Annotated in this window: 17 protein-coding genes; 7 read left to right on the forward strand and 10 right to left on the reverse strand. The window is 71.4% G+C overall.

The genetic code is table 11. The features are described 5' to 3' along the window. Positions 1-37: 37 nt before the first annotated feature. Positions 38-454, forward strand: coding sequence for a hypothetical protein (locus AB4K12_RS22940; RefSeq protein ID WP_086575080.1), 417 nt, complete (start codon positions 38-40; stop codon positions 452-454). A 53-nt stretch (positions 455-507) separates the two neighbouring features. Then, the gene (locus AB4K12_RS22945) at positions 508-1,230 is read left to right on the forward strand and encodes an NDP-sugar synthase (RefSeq protein WP_368435985.1); all 723 of its coding nucleotides are present in this window, start codon (positions 508-510) and stop codon (positions 1,228-1,230) included. A gap of 105 nt (positions 1,231-1,335) precedes the next feature. Here the strand turns inward: AB4K12_RS22945 and AB4K12_RS22950 are convergent, their stop codons facing one another. From AB4K12_RS22950 to cysS, 3 genes are all read right to left on the reverse strand, one after another. After that, positions 1,336-2,952, reverse strand: a complete 1,617-nt coding sequence (locus AB4K12_RS22950) for a DoxX family membrane protein (RefSeq protein WP_368435986.1) — start codon at positions 2,950-2,952, stop codon at positions 1,336-1,338. Between the two features lie 155 nt (positions 2,953-3,107). Next, positions 3,108-4,061, reverse strand: a complete 954-nt coding sequence (rlmB, locus tag AB4K12_RS22955) for a 23S rRNA (guanosine(2251)-2'-O)-methyltransferase RlmB (protein WP_368435987.1) — start codon at positions 4,059-4,061, stop codon at positions 3,108-3,110. Between the two features lie 75 nt (positions 4,062-4,136). After that, the gene (gene cysS, locus AB4K12_RS22960) at positions 4,137-5,528 is read right to left on the reverse strand and encodes a cysteine--tRNA ligase (protein ID WP_368435988.1); all 1,392 of its coding nucleotides are present in this window, start codon (positions 5,526-5,528) and stop codon (positions 4,137-4,139) included. Positions 5,529-5,773: 245 nt separating this feature from the next. Between cysS and AB4K12_RS22965 the strand changes: the two genes are divergently transcribed. Beyond that, complete coding sequence (locus AB4K12_RS22965) at positions 5,774-6,931, forward strand: acyltransferase family protein (protein WP_368435989.1); 1,158 nt, start codon at positions 5,774-5,776, stop codon at positions 6,929-6,931. A gap of 217 nt (positions 6,932-7,148) precedes the next feature. After that, positions 7,149-8,300, forward strand: a complete 1,152-nt coding sequence (locus tag AB4K12_RS22970; protein WP_368435990.1) for an acyltransferase family protein — start codon at positions 7,149-7,151, stop codon at positions 8,298-8,300. Positions 8,301-8,502: 202 nt separating this feature from the next. On the opposite strand, the gene AB4K12_RS22975 is transcribed toward AB4K12_RS22970, so the two are convergent. The 4 genes from AB4K12_RS22975 to AB4K12_RS22990 form a co-directional block, all read right to left on the reverse strand. Beyond that, positions 8,503-8,910: a PPOX class F420-dependent oxidoreductase gene (locus AB4K12_RS22975; protein ID WP_368435991.1), complete on the reverse strand. Its 408-nt coding sequence runs from the start codon at positions 8,908-8,910 to the stop codon at positions 8,503-8,505. 216 nt (positions 8,911-9,126) lie between these two features. Continuing rightward, the gene (gene ispF, locus AB4K12_RS22980) at positions 9,127-9,627 is read right to left on the reverse strand and encodes a 2-C-methyl-D-erythritol 2,4-cyclodiphosphate synthase (RefSeq protein WP_368435992.1); all 501 of its coding nucleotides are present in this window, start codon (positions 9,625-9,627) and stop codon (positions 9,127-9,129) included. After that, positions 9,617-10,402, reverse strand: coding sequence for a 2-C-methyl-D-erythritol 4-phosphate cytidylyltransferase (gene ispD, locus AB4K12_RS22985; protein ID WP_362261683.1), 786 nt, complete (start codon positions 10,400-10,402; stop codon positions 9,617-9,619). Before ispD ends, ispF begins: the two co-directional genes overlap by 11 nt. A gap of 285 nt (positions 10,403-10,687) precedes the next feature. After that, complete coding sequence (locus tag AB4K12_RS22990) at positions 10,688-11,170, reverse strand: CarD family transcriptional regulator (protein WP_003953493.1); 483 nt, start codon at positions 11,168-11,170, stop codon at positions 10,688-10,690. A 611-nt stretch (positions 11,171-11,781) separates the two neighbouring features. Here AB4K12_RS22990 and AB4K12_RS22995 point away from each other — a divergent pair. Beyond that, a complete protein-coding gene (locus AB4K12_RS22995) occupies positions 11,782-12,453 on the forward strand; it encodes a DUF461 domain-containing protein (RefSeq protein ID WP_368435993.1) in 672 nt (223 codons plus the stop codon). Between the two features lie 78 nt (positions 12,454-12,531). Here AB4K12_RS22995 and AB4K12_RS23000 read toward each other — a convergent pair whose 3' ends face one another. Further along, complete coding sequence (locus tag AB4K12_RS23000) at positions 12,532-13,212, reverse strand: response regulator transcription factor (protein ID WP_086575133.1); 681 nt, start codon at positions 13,210-13,212, stop codon at positions 12,532-12,534. 91 nt (positions 13,213-13,303) lie between these two features. Then, the gene (locus tag AB4K12_RS23005; protein WP_368435994.1) at positions 13,304-14,629 is read right to left on the reverse strand and encodes a sensor histidine kinase; all 1,326 of its coding nucleotides are present in this window, start codon (positions 14,627-14,629) and stop codon (positions 13,304-13,306) included. Positions 14,630-14,859: 230 nt separating this feature from the next. Between AB4K12_RS23005 and phoU the strand changes: the two genes are divergently transcribed. Next, positions 14,860-15,555, forward strand: coding sequence for a phosphate signaling complex protein PhoU (gene phoU, locus AB4K12_RS23010; RefSeq protein WP_368435995.1), 696 nt, complete (start codon positions 14,860-14,862; stop codon positions 15,553-15,555). Positions 15,556-15,881: 326 nt separating this feature from the next. Here the strand turns inward: phoU and AB4K12_RS23015 are convergent, their stop codons facing one another. Continuing rightward, a complete protein-coding gene (locus tag AB4K12_RS23015) occupies positions 15,882-16,643 on the reverse strand; it encodes a phosphoglyceromutase (protein WP_086571261.1) in 762 nt (253 codons plus the stop codon). A 138-nt stretch (positions 16,644-16,781) separates the two neighbouring features. Between AB4K12_RS23015 and AB4K12_RS23020 the strand changes: the two genes are divergently transcribed. Beyond that, positions 16,782-18,062: an MDR family MFS transporter gene (locus tag AB4K12_RS23020; RefSeq protein WP_368435996.1), complete on the forward strand. Its 1,281-nt coding sequence runs from the start codon at positions 16,782-16,784 to the stop codon at positions 18,060-18,062. Positions 18,063-18,084: the final 22 nt, after the last annotated feature.

Raw genomic sequence — 18,084 nt, forward strand, 5'->3', positions numbered from 1 at the left:
TGTCGCCGCGTCATTACGCCTCGCTACCATCTGCGGCATGAACCAGGCCGCCCGCCGCATCGGCAGAACCCTCGCTCTCGTCCTCCCGGTCGTTCTTGTGCTCTCGGGGACTCTCGCGGTGACGCGCGTCCCCTGGGCGGCGCCGAACGCCGAGTCGCAGGTGCTCACCGCGTCCTCCGACAACGCCTCGACCGTCGCCACGGCGCGCGCGCCGCACGAGGTGCTGCGCGACCGGCTGCTGAGCGAGCTCCAGGAGAAGAACCCCGGCGTCGCGCTGACGCATCTGCAGGAGGCGACCAACGGCCGCCCCTCGCTGGCCCGTCACTGCATGGACATCGCTAAGGCGCTGGGTCAGGCCGCGGTCCGTAAGTACCGTTCGGCCAAGGTGGCCAACGCCTACTCCCGCCCGGTCTGCGACACGTCCTTCGCCACGGGTGTCGCCCAGGGTCACTGACGGGGCGTCCACCGGCCGCACCTCCGCTCGCGGCACGGCATATCGTGCGGAGCATGACCGGCACCCAGCCCTCTCCGTACCCCGCGCAAGCCGTGATCCTGGCCGGAGGCCAGGGGTCGCGGCTGCGCCCGTACACCGACGACCGTCCCAAGCCGATGGTCGAGATCCCCGGTACGGGGGTCCCGATCATCGGCCATCAGCTTGCCTGGCTGGCCGCCGAGGGCGTCACGGACGCCGTGGTCTCGTGCGGCCATTTGGCCGAGGTGCTGCAGGAGTGGCTCGTGTCGGCCGATCTGCCGCTGCGGGTGACCACGGTGGTCGAGAAGGAGCCGCTCGGCCGTGGTGGCGGTCTGCGGCACGCCGCCGCCTCGCTGCCGCGCCCGGACGAGCCCTGGTACGCCACGAACGGCGACATCTGGACGCGGTTCTCGCTGCGCGAGATGGCCGCCTTCCATCATGAGCGCGACGCCACGGCGACGCTGGCGCTGGCCCGGCCGCGGATCCCTTGGGGTGCCGTGGAGACGGACGAGTTCGGGCATGTGCTGGACTTCATCGAGTCGCCGCCTTCGCCGTATCTGATCAACGCGGGCGTGTATGTCTTCTCGCCGGGGTTCACGGCTCTGCTGCCGGAGCGCGGGGACCATGAGCGGACGACGTTTCCGCGGCTGGCGCGGGAGCGGCGGCTGGCGGGCTTCCCGCTGCCTCAGGGGGCGTACTGGCGGGCCATCGACACGGCCAAGGACCTGACGGAGGCCGCCCGGGAGCTGGGGCGTTAGAGCCGACGTTGGAGCGGGCGGTAGAGCGGGGACGGGAGAACGGGGCGGGTGGGCTGCGGTCGCAGCCCACCCGCCCCGTTCGTCGCGGTCGGAGAGGTGTCGGCTCTACCCCAGGAGGCCGCCGAGGGCGCCGCCGCCCGAGGAGCCGCCCGAGGAGCCGCCGGACGAGCCGCCCGAGCCGCCGCCGGTGCCGCCGCCCGTGGAGCTGCCCGTCGACGAGCCCGAGGAGCTGTGCGGCGGGGCCGCGGGCGCCTGGCGGGGGGTGTGGGGGGCGGGGCGGACGCTGCCCGTGCCGCTGCTGGACTGTCCCGTGCCGGCGGTGGCGGCGGGGGTACGGGCGGTGCCGGCGGGCGCGGAGGGGGTGGCGCCGGGGATGGGTGCCTTGTGGGTGGAGGCGCTGGGCTTGGGGGTGCCCGCGACGGCGGGGCCGTGGGAGCCGCGGGGGGTGGAGGAGGAGGGCCGCTGCGGGAGCGGGGAGCCGGGGAGGCTGTTGGCGGGCGGGGTGGGGATTCCGGGGGCCTGGGCGACCCGGGAGGAGCGGACGGCGCCGCCGAGCATGGAGCCGGTGATGAGGGAGAGGCCGATGAGGACGGTCGCCATGACCGTTCCGCGGCGCAGGACGCGGCGGCGCAGGGCCCACAGTTCGGCGCGGGGGCCGAGGCGTCGCCAGGCTTCGCCGGCGAGTCGGCCGTCGACGCTGTAGAAGGGGGCGCCGGCGATGACCAGCGGGCTCCAGGCGGCGAGGTAGATGAAGTCGGGGGCTTCGTAGACGGGGACGCTGTGCCAGCTGACGGTGACGATGAGGACGGCGGAGAGCAGCGCGCCGATGGAGGCGGCGAGTCGCTGCCAGAGGCCGAAGATGGTGAGGATGCCGACGACGACCTGGAGGAAGGCGACGGTGAGTCCGGCGCCGACGGGGTGGGCGAGGGCGAGATCGCGCAGCGGTGCGGCGGCGGACCAGGGGTGGAGCTGGGTGAGCCAGGCGACCATGGAGCCGCGTTTGCCGCCGTCGAAGTAGACGGGGTCGCAGAGCTTGCCCATGCCGGCGTAGATGGAGATCAGGCCGAGGAAGATGCGTGGCGGGAGGAGGACGACGCCGAGGTTCATCCGGCGGCCGGGGTAGTAGGCGTGGCGGACGGAGTCGCCGCGGCGGTCCGCGGTGTCGTCCTCGTCGTCCTCGAGGTCGTGGTCGTCGTAGGCGTCGTACTCGGGGTCGTCGGGGTCGTCGTCGTACGCGCCGCGGGCGGGGCGTACGCCTTGGAGGAGCCTGTCGCCGGGGTGGGTGTCCTCGGCGGGGCCGCGGGGGGCGATGACGGTGGTGGGTGGGCCGTCGTCGACGGCGATGCGGGGCAGGACCTGGGTGGCGCCGGCGTCCCCGCCTCCGGTGGCCGTGTGCAGGGGTGCGGCGGTGCCGTTGTCCCTGACGGCCTGGAGGAGTTGGGTGGAGGCCGAGTCGCCGGGGCCGGTCCGCCCGCTCCACACCAGAGGGGCGCGGCGCTTGGCCGCGCTCTTGACCGTGGGCAGCTGGGCCGTGTCCGCTCCGCCGGCGTAGTGCCGGGAGGTGCGTGGGGGCCGGGCGAGCTGCACCCGGAAGCTCAGGTGGTTGACGATGACCTGCGCCGGGTCCGAGGGGACCTTCACCGTACTCAGCGCGGGCTGGTCGTCGTACCCGGAAGAGCTTCCCCCCGTAGGTGTGCGGGGTGTTCTGGTGTCCACACTCATCTAACCGAGTGACCGGAGATTAGGACACTGCCTTGACCGGTTCGATGTGTCCGAGACCCGTCAAGATCACCAAGTGAACGTCCGATGGCCGGGGTTGATCACCCCGGCCATCGGACGAATCGTTTTGCGTCGGAACGTGTCGGACGCCTCGGGCGTCACGCCCGGCGGCGCGCCGCCTCGTAGAGGACGACACCGGCGGCGACGCCGGCGTTGAGGGACTCGGCGCCGCCCGGCATCGGGATGCGCACTCGGAAGTCGCAGGTCTCGCCGACGAGGCGGGACAGGCCCTTGCCCTCGCTGCCGACGACGATGACGACCGGGCCCTCGAGGGCCTCGAGCTCGTGGAGCTCGACGTCGCCGTCCGCCGCGAGGCCGACGACCATCAGGCCTTCCTTCTGGTACGCCTCGAGCATGCGCGTCATGTTGGTGGCGCGGGCGACGGGCGTGCGCGCGGCGGTGCCGGCGGAGGTCTTCCAGGCGCTGGCGGTCATGCCGGCCGCGCGGCGCTCGGGGACGACCACGCCGTGGCCGCCGAAGGCGGAGACGGAGCGGACGACGGCGCCGAGGTTGCGCGGGTCGGTGATGCCGTCGAGGGCGACGATCAGCGGGTCCTCGGCGTTGTCGGCCGCGATCGCGGTGAGGTCCTCGGGGTGGGCGTAGTCGTACGGCGGCACCGACAGGACCAGGCCCTGGTGGTTGAGGCCGTTGGTCATGCGGTCCAGCTCGGGGCGGGGGGCCTCCATGAGGTTGAGGCCCTTTTCCGTGGCGAGCTGGAGCGCCTCGCGCACGCGCTCGTCGTTGTCCAGGAACTGCTGGACGTAGAGCGTGTTCGCGGGCACGCCCTCGCGCAGCGCCTCGACGACCGAGTTACGGCCGACGACGAGCTCGTTGGTGCCCTTGGGGCCGCCGCGGCGGGGGGCGGGGCGGCGGCTCTCGGTCCGCCGGGCCTGGGCGGCGGCGACACGGTTCTTCTTGTGTCCCTTGCGCATGCTCGCGGGCGGGGTCGGGCCCTTGCCCTCCAGGCCTCGGCGCCGCTGGCCGCCGCTGCCGACCGTCGCGCCCTTCTTGTTGGACGTGCGGCGGTTCCTGCGCTGGCTGTTGCCGGCCATGGGGGTCACCTATCTCTTTACTGCTCAGAACCGCATGGGGTGCGGCTCAGTAAACGTACGTACGAAAAGTGTCCCTCAGGACAGGGACCAGCGCGGGCCGGACGGGGTGTCCTCGATGGCGAGGCCGGAGTGCTGGAGCTGGTCGCGGATGGCGTCGGCGGTGGCGTAGTCCTTGCGGCCGCGGGCCGCCTCGCGCTGTTCGAGGACCAGCCTGACCAGCGAGTCCACGACGCCGTGCAGGTCCTCGCCGCGGCCGTCGCCGCCGGTCCACCGCTCGTCGAGCGGGTCCAGGCCCAGCACGCCGAGCATGGCGCGCACCTCGGCCAGCCGGGCGACGGCGGTTTCCTTGTCGTCGGCGGTCAGCGCGGAGTTGCCCTGGCGGACGGTGGTGTGGACGATCGCGAGGGCCTGCGGGACGCCCAGGTCGTCGTCCATGGCCTCGGCGAAGGCCGGCGGCACCTCGGCGGCGGGTTCGACCGGTCCGGCCTTCTCCACCACCCGCTGGATGAAACCTTCGATGCGGGCGAAGGCGGACTCCGCCTCGCGCAGGGCTTCCTCGCTGTACTCGATCATCGAGCGGTAGTGCGGGGTGCCCAGGTAGTAGCGCAGGACGATGGGGCGCCAGTGCTTGACCATCTCGGAGACGAGGACGGAGTTGCCGAGCGACTTCGACATCTTCTCGCCGCTCATGGTGACCCAGGCATTGTGGGCCCAGTACGCGGCGAAGTCGTCGCCGAAGGCCTTGGCCTGGGCGATCTCGTTCTCGTGGTGCGGGAAGATCAGGTCGATGCCGCCGCCGTGGATGTCGAAGGCCTCGCCCAGGTACTTGTGGGCCATGGCCGAGCACTCCAGGTGCCAGCCCGGGCGGCCGCGGCCCCAGGGGGTCTCCCAGCTGGGCTCGCCGGGCTTGGAGGCCTTCCACATGGCGAAGTCGCGGGGGTCGCGCTTGCCGGTCTCGCCCTCGCCGGAGGGCTGCAGGAGGTTGTCGAGCTCCTGGTTGGACAGGCTCAGGTAGCCGGGGAAGGAGCGCACGTCGAAGTAGACGTTGCCGTCGGCGGCGTAGGCGTGGCCGCGCTCGATCAGGCCGCGCATCATTTCGATCATCTCCGGCACATGGCCGGTCGCGCGCGGTTCGACGGTCGGGCGCAGGCAGCCGAGGGCGTCGTACGCGGCGTTGAACGCGCACTCGTTCTCGTAGCCGATCGACCACCACGGGCGGCCCTGCTCGGCGGCCTTCGTGATGATCTTGTCGTCGATGTCGGTGACGTTGCGGACGAACGTCACGTCGTAGCCGCGGTAGGTGAACCAGCGGCGCATGATGTCGAAGTTGAGGCCGGAGCGGATGTGGCCGATGTGCGGTGCGGCCTGCACGGTGGCACCGCACAGGTAGATCGAGACGCAGCCCGGCCGGAGCGGGGTGAAGTCGCGGATCTGCCGGGCGCTGGTGTCGTACAGGCGAATGGTCACGGCACAAGGGTAGTGGCCCGAAGAGGGTGCCACCGCAATCGCCCGGCTTCAATCATTCACCAGCTGGCGGAGGGCGAGATTCCGCAGGGCACCCTGGGCGAGCACGGTCGCCGGGGCGGCACGTTTTGCTCCTTATTTGCTTTTTGCACGATAAATACCATCGCTTCTGGTAGCTTCCCCGGCACAGCCCGGCCGGGGCCCGCCGTCCCCGCGCCGGGACGCCGCGGAACCCCAGGAGAGGCGCGTTGCACTCCACTCTGCCGGTACAGCAGGAGCACCCGGGACAGCTGCCCGCCCCCGCGGACGACAGAGCCGGGGACGGCGGCGCGCGGACCGGGGGCGACGGCGGGCGGCGGGACCGGCTCGCGGCGCTGGACGGGCTGCGGCTGGTGGCCGCGCTGATGGTGGTGGCCTACCACTACGTCGCCTTCGACAGCGGCGCATGGAGCGTTCCGGCGCGGACCCTGTTCCCCACCGCCCACCTGCCCGCCTCCTACGGCTGGCTCGGGGTGCAGCTGTTCTTCCTGATCAGCGGCTTCGTGATCTGCATGAGCTGCTGGGGCAAGAGCGCCGGGGACTTCGCCCTGGCGCGCGTGGCGCGGCTGTACCCGGCGTACTGGTTCGCGGTCCTGGGCGTCGCCCTGGTCGTGCGGCTGTGGCCGTCGGTGAACGACGCCCCGGCCCTGCGGAGCGTGGCCGTCAACCTGACGATGCTCCAGGACCCCCTGGGGGTGGAGCCGGTCGACGGGGTCTACTGGACCCTCTGGGTCGAGCTGCGCTTCTACCTGCTGTTCGCGCTCGTCGTCCACCGGGGGCTGACCTACCGGCGGGCGGTGGGCTTCTGCGTGGCCTGGGCCTTCGCCGCGGTCGTCGCCGAGGCGTCGGGGAACGGCACGCTCCGGCAGATCCTGATGCCGGACGACTGCTGGTACTTCATCGCGGGCATCGCCTTCTATCTCATGCACCGCTTCCGCCCCAATCCGGTGCTCTGGCTGCTCGTCGGCGGCAGTCTGTTCATCGCCCAGTACGACCTGATCGCGGCGCAGGCGCGGGCCGAGGTGCACATGGGACACCGGGTGCCGCAGTGGCCGACGGCGGTGCTGGTGACGCTGTTCTTCCTGGCGGTGATGGCCATCGCGCTCGGCTGGACCCGGCGCGTGGACTGGCGGTGGCTGCCGGTGGCGGGAACGCTGACCTATCCCCTCTATCTCCTCCACGAGCGCGTCGGCTGGGTGGTCATCAAGCACGCCGACGGCCGGGTGCCGCCCCACGTCCTCCTGCCCGCTCTCGTCGCGGCCATGCTGCTGGCCGCCTGGCTGGTTCACCGCTGTGTCGAGCGGCCGCTGGCGCGGAGGATCAAAGACGGTATGCGCCGGGCAGTGAGGGAGATCCGTAATGGGTGAGATGGAGGAATTAAAAAGAAAATCGCAGCGGAAGAGAGAACCGTCACGGCCCGCGGACGGCATTTATGTGTCAGCATCTCTGCGCGAACGCCCCGCGTAGGATGAGCCGACTAGGGCAATGGGAGAGGACGACATGCGCTTCGCCAGACGAGGTGACCTCGATGGCGGCCGGACAGCCGTCCGGCAGAAGTCGGCAGCCAGGCCCAGACTCTACGTATTGGACGCGCTTCGTCTCGTAGCCGCGCTGATGGTCGTGGCCTTCCACTACACCGCCCTCAAGGGCGGCTGGGGCCGCAGCCCCAAGCAGGTCTTCCCCAACCTGGAGATCGTCACCCGGTACGGCTGGACGGGCGTCGAGGTCTTCTTCCTCATCAGCGGATTCGTCATCTGCATGAGCACCTGGGGACGCACGCTCGGCGACTTCGTCGTCTCCCGGGTCACCAGGATCTATCCGGCCTACTGGGTCGCGATCTTCCTGACGGCCGGCGTCGTGGCGCTGTGGCCGCAGGTGCGCACCGTGAAGAACTGGGACGTCGTGCTCACCAACCTCACGATGCTCCAGCAGGGCATGGGGGTGTGGGACGTCGACGGCGTCTACTGGACGCTGTTCGCCGAGCTCAAGTTCTATGTGCTGTTCGCGGTCGTGGTGGCCACGGGCGTCACGTACCGCAAATGCGTCCTGTTCTGCGGCGTGTGGACGGTCGCGGCGGTCACCGCTCCGTCCGTCGACAACGAGATGCTGACCCTGTGGGCGATGCCGTTGTTCGCGCCGTACTTCATCGCGGGCATCGCCTTCTATCTCATCCACCGGTTCAAACCCACGGCGCTGCTGTGGGGCATCGTGATCATGTCGCTGCTGCTGGCCCTGCACAGCGTGCCCAAGCGGGTGCACGACAACGCCGAGGGCGTCATACCGACCTGGCCGGCCACGCTGATCGTCTTCATCGCGTTCGGGCTCATGGCCCTGATCTCGACGGGCGCCTTCGACCGCGTGCAGTGGCGCTGGCTGGCGACGGCGGGGGCGCTGACGTACCCGCTGTACCTGCTGCACCAGTACATCGGCATGACGATCATCTACGCGCTGCGGGAGCGGGTGACCTCGGGATGGCTGGTGAGCGGCCTGATGGTGGTCATGCTGGGGGCCGCCTACGTGATGAACCGCTGCGTGGAGCGGCCGCTGGGCAAGCGGCTGCGGAGCGCGCTGCAGAAGGGCGTGGAGGAGATGCGGCGCCACTCGGTGGCGCCGGAGCCCGCCGGGACGGCCCGCAAGCCGGTGACGTCCGCGCTGCCGCTGATGAAGGAAGCGCGCCGCTACGAGCCGGAGCCGGACCGCGTGGGCGCGGCCGCGAAGTCCTCCGACGGCGCCTGAGCCCGGGTGCCCCCGGCGACGGGGGCACCCGGGCCCCGGGCTAGGGCGTGTCCGATGGGTCGGCGCGGGCCCCGCGGCGTCTGGCGCGGTGCATCGCAAGGCGGAGCATCTCCCTCGGACTGGGCGTCCTTGGGTGATGCGACAACGCGGCGAGGTGCCGTGCCAGGCGTCGTGGGGTCTGTGCTGACCCATCGGACACGCCCTACAGCGATCCCACCGTCCTGCGCGGGCTGACGCGCACCACCACGCGCTGGGCGTCCTGGCCCGCCGCCGGGTTGAAGTCGGCGTAGTCCTTGCCCGTGTACTTGCGCGAGAGCTCGTCGATGAGCTCGTTCCCGCCCTCGGTGGTGATGTCGGCGGTGCCGCGCACCTCGACGTAGGTGTAGGGCGCGTTCGGCGGGTTGATCATGATCGTGGCGCGTGGGTCGCGGCGGAGGTTGCGCTCCTTGCGGCGGCCCACCGTCGTCGAGATCAGCAGATCGTCCCCGTCGCGCTTGATCCAGGTGACCGACAGCTGGGGGCTGCCGTCGGGCTGGACCGTCGCCACGGTCGCGAAGACGGGGTTGTCGTCGATGTACTTCTTCAGGTCCTCGGACAGCTCGGCTGACACGGTCGGTCCCTTCCCTCGGCTCGGTACGGCGCGCCCCCTAGGGCGTGTCCGATGGGTCGGTGCGGGTCCTGCGGTGTCTGGTGCGGTACATCGCAAGGCGGAGCGTCGCCCTCGGACTGGGCGTCCTTGGGTGATGCGACAACGCAGCGAGGTGCCGTGCCAGGCGCCGCAGGGCCCGTGCCGACCCATCGGACACGCCCTAGCACCGTACTGCGGCTACGCGCCGGGCGCGGGGAGGACCAGGGCCGTGGCGACGGCCGCCAGGCCCTCCGCCCGGCCGGTGAGGCCCAGGCCGTCGGTGGTGGTGCCGGAGACCGACACGGGGGCGCCGACGGCCGCGGAGAGGGCCTTCTGGGCCTCCTCCCGCCGCTTGCCGATCTTCGGGCGCACGCCGATCACCTGGATGGCGACGTTGCCGATCTCGAAACCGGCCCCCCGTACGATCCGGGCCGCCTCGGCCAGGAGGGTGACGCCGGACGCGCCGGACCACTCGGGCCGGTCGGTGCCGAAGTGCGCGCCGAGGTCGCCGACGCCGGCGGCGGAGAACAGCGCGTCACAGGCGGCGTGCGCGGCGACGTCGCCGTCGGAGTGGCCGGCCAGGCCGTGGCTCTCGCCCTCCCACAGCAGGCCCGCGCACCACAGCTCGCGGCCCTCCTCGAAGGCATGCACGTCGGTGCCGATGCCGACCAGGGGCAGCGGCGGGCGGTCAGAAGCCATCGTTGGCCCTCCTGCGGGCGAGTACGGCCTCGGCCAGGACCAGGTCCAGGGGCCGGGTCACCTTGAAGGCCTCTTCGTGGCCGGGGATGAGGACGACGGGGACGCCGAGCCGCTCGACCATGCCGGCGTCGTCGGTGGCGCCCTCGCCCTCCAGGGCGACCTTCTCGTGCGCCTCGGCGAGCGTGTGCCGGTCGAAGCCCTGCGGGGTCTGCACGGCGCGCAGCACGGCGCGCTCGGGCGTGGCCACGACGGGCTCCGGCTCGCCGGCCCGTTCGCCGGTGCGGGGCTCGACCTGCTTGACGGTGTCGGCGACGGGGAGCGCCGGTACGACGGCGGGGGCGCCCTCCCGGACGGCCGCGGCGACGGCGTCGACGGTGTCGACGGGCACCAGGGGCCGGGCGGCGTCGTGGACGAGGACGGCGGTGATGTCGTCGGGCAGGGCCGCCAGGCCGAGCCGTACGGACGCCTGGCGGGTCTCGCCGCCGGGGACGACCACGACGTCGGTGCGGGTGCTGTCACGGTCGGCGAGGGGGTACTCGTCGAGGAGGTGGCGGACGTCCGCGGCGCCGTCCGGCGGGGCCACGACGACCACGAGGGAGACCGCGCGGGAGGCGGCCATGGCCCGTACCGCGTGGACGAGCATGGGCGTGCCGCCGATGGCCCGCAGGGCCTTGGGGGCGCCGGGGCCGAGCCGTACGCCGCGGCCCGCGGCCGGGATGACGGCGGCGGTGCGCGAGGGGGCTCCGGAGGCCGGTGCGGTGGCTCGATCAGACATTGGTTTGGCGTTCAGGTTTGCTTCCTCGGCCGAATTGGGTATGGCCTCAGCGTGCCGGGCACGATGCCCCGACCAGCCCCTTCCGTGACGACTGGTCGGGCCGGCTGCCCGGGCCCGGCACGCCAAGTACGGCGTGTCACCGGAGCCAGAGATGCCGCAGCGCCCGGCGGATGACGATCGTCACCCCGCGGGCACCGCGGCACTTCTTTACGTCCGGTCGCGGCCGACTGCCGGTGTCCGGAGTTGTTCTTCAGGACTTCGGCGAAACGGCCGGCACCTGTTGCGTCAGGACGCGAGAACCTCGTCGAGCAGGGCCTCGGCCTTGTCCTCGTTGGTGTTCTCCGCGAGAGCCAGCTCGCTCACCAGGATCTGCCGCGCCTTGGCGAGCATGCGCTTCTCACCTGCGGAGAGACCGCGCTCACGCTCGCGCCGCCACAGGTCGCGAACGACCTCGGCGACCTTGATCACGTCACCGGACGCGAGCTTCTCGAGATTTGCCTTGTAGCGACGGGACCAGTTCGTCGGCTCTTCCGCATAGGGTGCGCGCAGCACCTCGAAGACCCGGTCAAGCCCGTCCTGGCCGACCACATCGCGAACTCCGACGAACTCCGCGTTGTCCGCCGGCACCCGAACCGTCAGGTCACCCTGGGCGACCTTCAGCACCAAGTAGGTCTTGTCCACGCCTTTGATCTGGCGAGTTTCGATGGCCTCGATCAGCGCGGCCCCGTGATGGGGATAGACCACGGTGTCGCCAACCTTGAACGTCATGTGACAGGTACCCCTTCCGTGGCTATCCAGTCTAACACGGGGCCCGACCGTTCTGAATGGCGTTTCCGCAGGTCAGGGCATATCTCGGGGCTTGACAACAGTAACCGGAACGTGCTGCGGAAGGCTTCCGGAAGCAGGTATTCGCAGGTCGGAGCGGTTGTCCGGGTGGGGTGAAACGCGCACGTTACACGTGTCGGACAGGCCCCGCGAGCGGCCGATCGTCCCGTTTTGCCGGGGTCCGGTCGGCGCGGTTCCGGTACTCCGTTCGGGGCGCATGGGGCTTGTGTGCTCTCATTCCGGAATTGATCAAGTCGAACTTGATCAATTCCGGAACGCGTTCCCGCGCGAGCGCGCCGCATTCATTCCGATAATCCCCCGCGCGCCGGGTCTCCGCTGTTCTCGGACGGTTCATGATCAACGGAAGGCGCGCGCGGGACCGGTGGGTGAGCGGGGGGTGACGGAGAGCCGAGTTGACCATGGGGGCGGGTCGGGTGCGGCGCCCTGACGGCGGCTCGGTAACCTAAGCCCGCTGACGCAACCCTTATCCCGTACGTACCCCAAGTGATCTCGTACGCTCCGCGTACCACCTCGTCCAAGGAGATGCCGCCGCCGTGAGCAGCAGCCTTCGACGCGGCGTTCTCGCCGCTTCCGCCCTCGTGCTCTCGATCGCCTCGCTCTCCGCCTGCGCGGCGGGCAACAGCGCTCAGACGCTCGAGGTCAAGCCGGACAACGCCGCCACCTCGGTCGGCGACATCAAGCTCCAGAACATCAACGTGATCACCCAGCCGGACCAGAAGACCGAGGGTCCGGCCGTCATCACGGGCCGGGTGTTCAACAACGGCCGCACGGACCAGGAGCTGCGCTCCATCACGCTGGCCGGCAAGAACGTGCCCGTGAAGCTGTCCGGTGCCAAGGGCGCCGGCAAGATCGTCGTGCCGGCCGGCGGGGCCGTGACGCTGGGCGGCAAGGACAACGCGTCCGCCGTGCTGCCCAAGGGCCGCGAGGGCCTGAAGGACGGCGAGTCCCAGAACCTGTCGTTCGGCTTCAGCTCCACGGGCGAGGTCAAGATCTCCGCCTACGTCGTCCCGGCGAAGAGCTACTTCAAGGAGTGGGGCCCCAGCGCGGCCGCCTCCCCCGCCCAGCCGGCCGGCAACGCCAAGCCGGGCGCCTCCGCGCCCGCGTCGCCCGCGAACCCCTCGGGCGCGCCCGCGAAGCCCGGCGCCACGCCGGCCGCGACCGGCTCCCCGGCCCAGAACGGCCAGCAGCAGCCCGCGGGTCACTGAGCACGCGCGAGGGGCCCGGAAGCATCCGCTTCCGGGCCCCTTCGCACATCACCGTCGCGACGATCGCGGCTTGTCGGCCTACGGCTCGAACTTGTAGCCCAGGCCGCGCACGGTGACCAGGTAGCGCGGCGCGCCCGGGTCCGGCTCGATCTTGGCGCGCAGGCGCTTGACGTGGACGTCCAGGGTCTTGGTGTCGCCCACGTAGTCGGCGCCCCAGACGCGGTCGATCAGCTGCATGCGGGTCAGTACGCGGCCCGCGTTGCGCAGCAGCATCTCCAGGAGGTCGAACTCCTTCAGCGGCAGGTCCACCTTGGCCCCGGAGACGGTGACCACGTGCCGGTCAACGTCCATGCGGACCGGGCCGGCCTCCAGCGCGGCGGGGGTGACCTCCTCCGGCTCGCCGCGGCGGCGCAGCACGGCGCGGATGCGGGCGACCAGCTCGCGGGAGGAGAAGGGCTTGGTGACGTAGTCGTCGGCTCCTATCTCCAGGCCGACGACCTTGTCGATCTCGCTGTCCTTGGCGGTCACCATGATCACGGGCACGTTGGAGCGGCCGCGCAGCTGCCGGCAGACCTCGGTGCCGGGCAGGCCCGGCAGCATCAGGTCGAGCAGGACCAGGTCGGCGCCGTTGCGCTCGAACTCGTCCAGCCCGTCGGGCCCGGTGGCCGCGATGGCGACCTCGAAGCCTTCCTTGCGGAGCATGTAGGACAACGCGTCGCTGAAGGATTCCTCGTCCTCGACGACGAGCACTCGGGTCACGGGTCGACCTCCGGTCGGGTCTCAGGGTTGCACAGCGGGTGACGCGGCACGGTTGAGCGAGGGGCCGCGGTCCCGGCCGGGCCGGCGCCGGTCACGGAAGGACCTGCCGGGTGGGACGGGCGGGGAGGGATTCGTCGGGGTAGGTCTCGTCGGAGTGGGTCTCGTCGTCCTCGCGGTCGTCCGGCTCGCGGTCGTCCGGGCCGATCAGCGGGTGGTGGCGGTCGCGGGCGTTCCGCGCGCGGTCGCGTTCACGGTCGCGGTCGCGGCCCGCGCCCGCCTCCGGCAGGCGCAGCGTGAAGGTGGAGCCCTGGCCCTCGGCGCTCCAGACGCTGACCTCGCCGCCGTGCGAGGCGACCACGTGCTTGACGATCGACAGGCCCAGGCCCGTACCGCCGGTGGCGCGCGAGCGGGCGGGGTCGACGCGGTAGAAGCGTTCGAAGACGCGTTCGCGGTCCTTCTCGGAGATGCCGATGCCCTGGTCGGTGACGGCGAGCTCGATGAGGTCGCCGCCGGGCGCGGCGACGCGGCGGGCCGCGATGCCCACGCGCGTCCGGGCGGAGCTGTAGTTGACGGCGTTCTCCACGAGGTTGCCCAGGGCGGCGGCGAGCTGGCCGCGGTTGCCCCAGACGCGCAGGTCGGCGGTGCCTCCGGCGGCCATGGTGATCTGCTTGGTGCCGGCCTGGTGCCGGCAGCGGTCGATGGCCTCGGCGACGAGTTCGTCGACGCGGATGGGCTCGGCGTCCTCCAGCGGGTCGTCGTTCTGCACCCGGGAGAGGTCGATGAGCTCCTGGACGAGGTTGGTCAGCCGGGTGGCCTCGACCTGCATGCGGCCGGCGAAGCGGGTGACCGCCTCGGGGTCGTCCGAGGCGTCCATGACGGCCTCGGAGAGCAGGGACAGGGCGCCGACCGGCGTCTTGAGCTCGTGGCTGACGTTGGCGACGAAGTCGCGGCGGACGGCCTCGATGCGGCGGGCCTCGGTGAGGTCCTCCACCAGCAGCAGGACCAGCCGCGAGCCCAGCGGGGCGACTCTGGCGGAGACGGCGAGCGCGTCGCCGCGGCCCGTGCCGCGCCGCGGCAGGTCGAGCTCGACCTGGCGTATCTCGCCGTCCCGGCGGGTGTCGCGGGCCATCTGCAGCATCGGCTCGACGGCGAGCTTGCCGCCGCGCACCAGGCCCAGGGCGTACGCGGCCGAGCTGGCCTTGACCACGGCGTCGGCCTCGTCGAGGACGACGGCCGAGGAGCGCAGGACGGACAGGACGGTGTCCACGCCGGGCGGCAGGACGGCGTCGGTGTGCAGGGAGCTACGGGTGGGGCGGGCCTGGTCACGCTCGCTCCAGCGGAACGCCAGCATGGCGATGACGCCGGTGCACACTCCGGCGATCGCGGCCGCTGCGGCGAGGGCCGCGTCCAGGTTCATGTCTCCAGGTTATGCGGGTGAACGGTCCCGGCCACAGCCAAATGGGTACCGCCTCGAACATACGTTGCCGAGAGTTCACCTTGAGGTCGGCGCCGGTTCACTCCTGCGGTCTTCGGCCGTCGGGTTCCGGCCGGAACGTGGAGACTACGGGGAAGGCTGCCGGACGAACCACGGACGCAGCCCTCTCCACGGCAGTACCGGTAGTACTCGAAGCGAGAGAAGGTCGACCAATGCGGGACGCGTACCACGAGGAGCTCGATTCGATCGGCGAAGGCCTGGTCGAGATGGCCCGGCTCGTCGGCTCCGCGATCGGGCGCGCCACCACGGCGATCCTGGACGCGGACCTCAAGCTGGCGGAATCGGTGATCGCCGCGGACACCAAGGTCGACGACCTGCAGCGGGACCTCGAGGCGCGGGCGATCGCGCTGCTGGCCCGCCAGCAGCCGGTCGCCACCGACCTGCGGATCGTCGTGACGTCGCTGCGCATGAGCGCGGACCTGGAGCGCTCGGGCGACCTCGCCCAGCACGTGGCCAAGCTGGCCCGGCTGCGCTTCCCCGAGACGGCGGTCCCGCGCGACCTGCACGCCACGATCCTGGAGATGGGACAGCTGGCGCAGCGGCTGATGGCCAAGGCCGCCGAGGTGATCATCACCAAGGATGTCGACCTGGCGCTGCAGCTGGAGCACGACGACGACGCGATGGACCTGCTGCACCGGGCGCTGTTCCAGCACCTGATGGACGACCGCTGGCAGCACGGCATCGAGACGGCCGTCGACGTGACGCTGCTGGGCCGCTACTACGAGCGCTTCGCCGACCACGCGGTCTCGGTCGCCAAGCGCGTGGTCTACCTGGTCACCGGCGAGCACGCGGACGAGCTCATCCAGGACGGCGGCCGCCCGGGGGCGGGCCAGACGGAGCCCGCGTAGCGGCGCGCGCCCCCGTCGCCCGGGACGAATGCTCCAACGCGCCCCCGGCGCGCCCGTACATGCGTACGCGAGGGGCATTGACGGTCGGAGCGAGCGGTCCTTGACTGGTGGTCAGGCAGACACCCTTCTAGGAGGTAACCGAATGAGCGGCTGTCAGTGTGGTCCCGGGTGCTCGTGCGGCTGCCAGAGCGGCGGCTCCTGCCAGTGCGGCGGCAGCTGCCACTGACGCTTGACGCATGTCACTCACGGGCAGGGCCCCCGACCGGTAGCGCACCGGCCGGGGGCCCTGTCCGTCCACGCGGCGGCACGCACGCCGCCCGCGGGGACTACTTCTTCTTGCCCTGGTTCTTCACGGCCTCGATGGCGGCCTTGGCGGCCTCCGGGTCGAGGTAGGTGCCGCCGGGGACGACCGGGCGGAAGTCGGCGTCGAGCTCGTAGGCGAGCGGGATGCCGGTGGGGATGTTCAGGCCCGCGATGTCGGCGTCGGAGACGCCGTCGAGGTGCTTGACCAGGGCGCGCAGGCTGTTGCCGTGCGCGGCGACGAGGACCGTGCGGCCGGCGAGCAGGTCCGGGACGATGCCGTCGTACCAGTACGGCAGCATGCGGACGACGACGTCCTTGAGGCACTCGGTGCGCGGGCGCAGCTCGCTGGGGATGGAGGCGTAGCGCGGGTCGTCGCTCTGCGAGAACTCGGTGCCGTCCTCGAGCGCCGGCGGCGGGGTGTCGTAGGAGCGGCGCCAGAGCATGAACTGCTCCTCGCCGAACTCGGCCAGGGTCTGGGCCTTGTCCTTGCCCTGCAGGGCGCCGTAGTGGCGCTCGTTCAGGCGCCAGGAGCGGTGGACCGGAATCCAGTGGCGGTCGGCGGACTCCAGGGCGAGCTGCGCGGTGCGGATGGCGCGCTTCTGGAGGGACGTGTGGACCACGTCCGGGAGCAGGCCGGCGTCCTTGAGCAGCTCACCGCCCCGGACTGCCTCCTTCTCGCCCTTCTCGTTGAGGTTGACGTCCACCCAGCCGGTGAACAGGTTCTTTGCGTTCCACTCGCTCTCGCCGTGGCGGAGGAGGATCAGCTTGTACGGTGCGTCGGCCATGCCCTTGAGCGTAATCGACGCGCCGAGACGCCCGCGCCCGGGACGGTTGACGGCATTCGTCAATTCATTGGCGTGCACACGCCCACGTGAGTAAGTTGCGGAGAGTTAGAGAGCCACTTACACCCGGGGGGCCGCGGAATGTCCGTAGCAAGCGTCAGACAGGCCGTGAGAAGGAGCGTCGCGGGGCTGCCCCGCGAGTTCTGGTGGCTGTGGACCTCCACGCTGATCAACCGGATGGGCGCGTTCGTCGCCACCTTCCTGGCCCTCTACCTCACCCTCGAACGCGGCTACTCGCCCGTCTACGCCGGCCTCGTCGCGGCCCTCCACGGCCTGGGCGGGGTGATCTCCTCCCTCGTCGCCGGCGTGATGACCGACCGGCTGGGGCGGCGGCCCACGCTGATGATCTCCCAGCTCTCCATGGCCGTCACCGTGGCGCTGCTGGGCTTCATGGAACACCCGGTGGCCATCGCGGCCGTCGCCTTCCTGGTGGGCATGGCCAGCACCTCCTCGCGCCCGCCCGTGCAGGCGATGATGGCCGACATCGTCGCCCCCAAGGATCGGGTACGGGCCTTCGCCCTGAACTACTGGGCCATCAACATCGGCTTCTCCATCTCCTCGCTCGTCGCCGGCCTCGTCGCCGAGCACAGCTACCTGATCGGCTTCCTCGGCGAGGCCACGCTGACCTTCGCCTGCGCCCTCCTGGTCTTCTGGAAGCTGCCCGAGTCCCGGCCGGAGCCGACGGCCGGCAAGGACGACGCCGCGGCGGACGAGGAGCCCGTCAGCCTGATGACGGTGCTGCGCGACCGGCGCTACATGGGCGTGGTGTTCCTGTCGTTCCTGATGGCCTTCATCTTCATGCAGCACTCGGTCGCCCTGCCGATGGCCATGGGCGCCGACGGCTTCTCCCCCGGCGACTACGGCACCGTCATCGCGGTCAACGGCGTGCTGATCGTGGCCCTGCAGATCCCCGTGACCCGCTTCATCGAACACCGCGACCCGCGCACGCTGCTGATGCTCTCCGCGCTGCTCGCGGGGTACGGCTTCGGGCTCACCGCCTTCGCCGGATCGGTCGGCGTCTACGCGCTGACCATCGTCGTCTGGACGCTGGCCGAGATCATCAACTCCCCCACCCAGATGGGCCTCGTCGTGCGGCTCTCCCCGGCCCAGGGCCGCGGGCGCTACCAGGGCATGTTCTCGCTGTCGTGGCCGGCGGCCGCGCTCGTCGCCCCGCTGGTGGGCGGCTGGCTGATCGATCAGTACGGGGCGGACACCCTGTGGGCGACGTGCGCCGCCGTCGGCACCGTCGCCGCCGCCGGGTACTGGCTGCTGATGCGCGACCTTCCGCCGGCCGACGCCGCTGCGGGCGACACCACCGAGAGCCCGGCCGCCGCGGGGGAGGCGGAGCCGGCGGCGGTCTGAGCCGCCACGCCGTACGAGGAGG

This window comes from Streptomyces sp. C36, assembly GCF_040932295.1.
Taxonomy (GTDB): Bacteria; Actinomycetota; Actinomycetes; order Streptomycetales; family Streptomycetaceae; genus Streptomyces; species Streptomyces triculaminicus.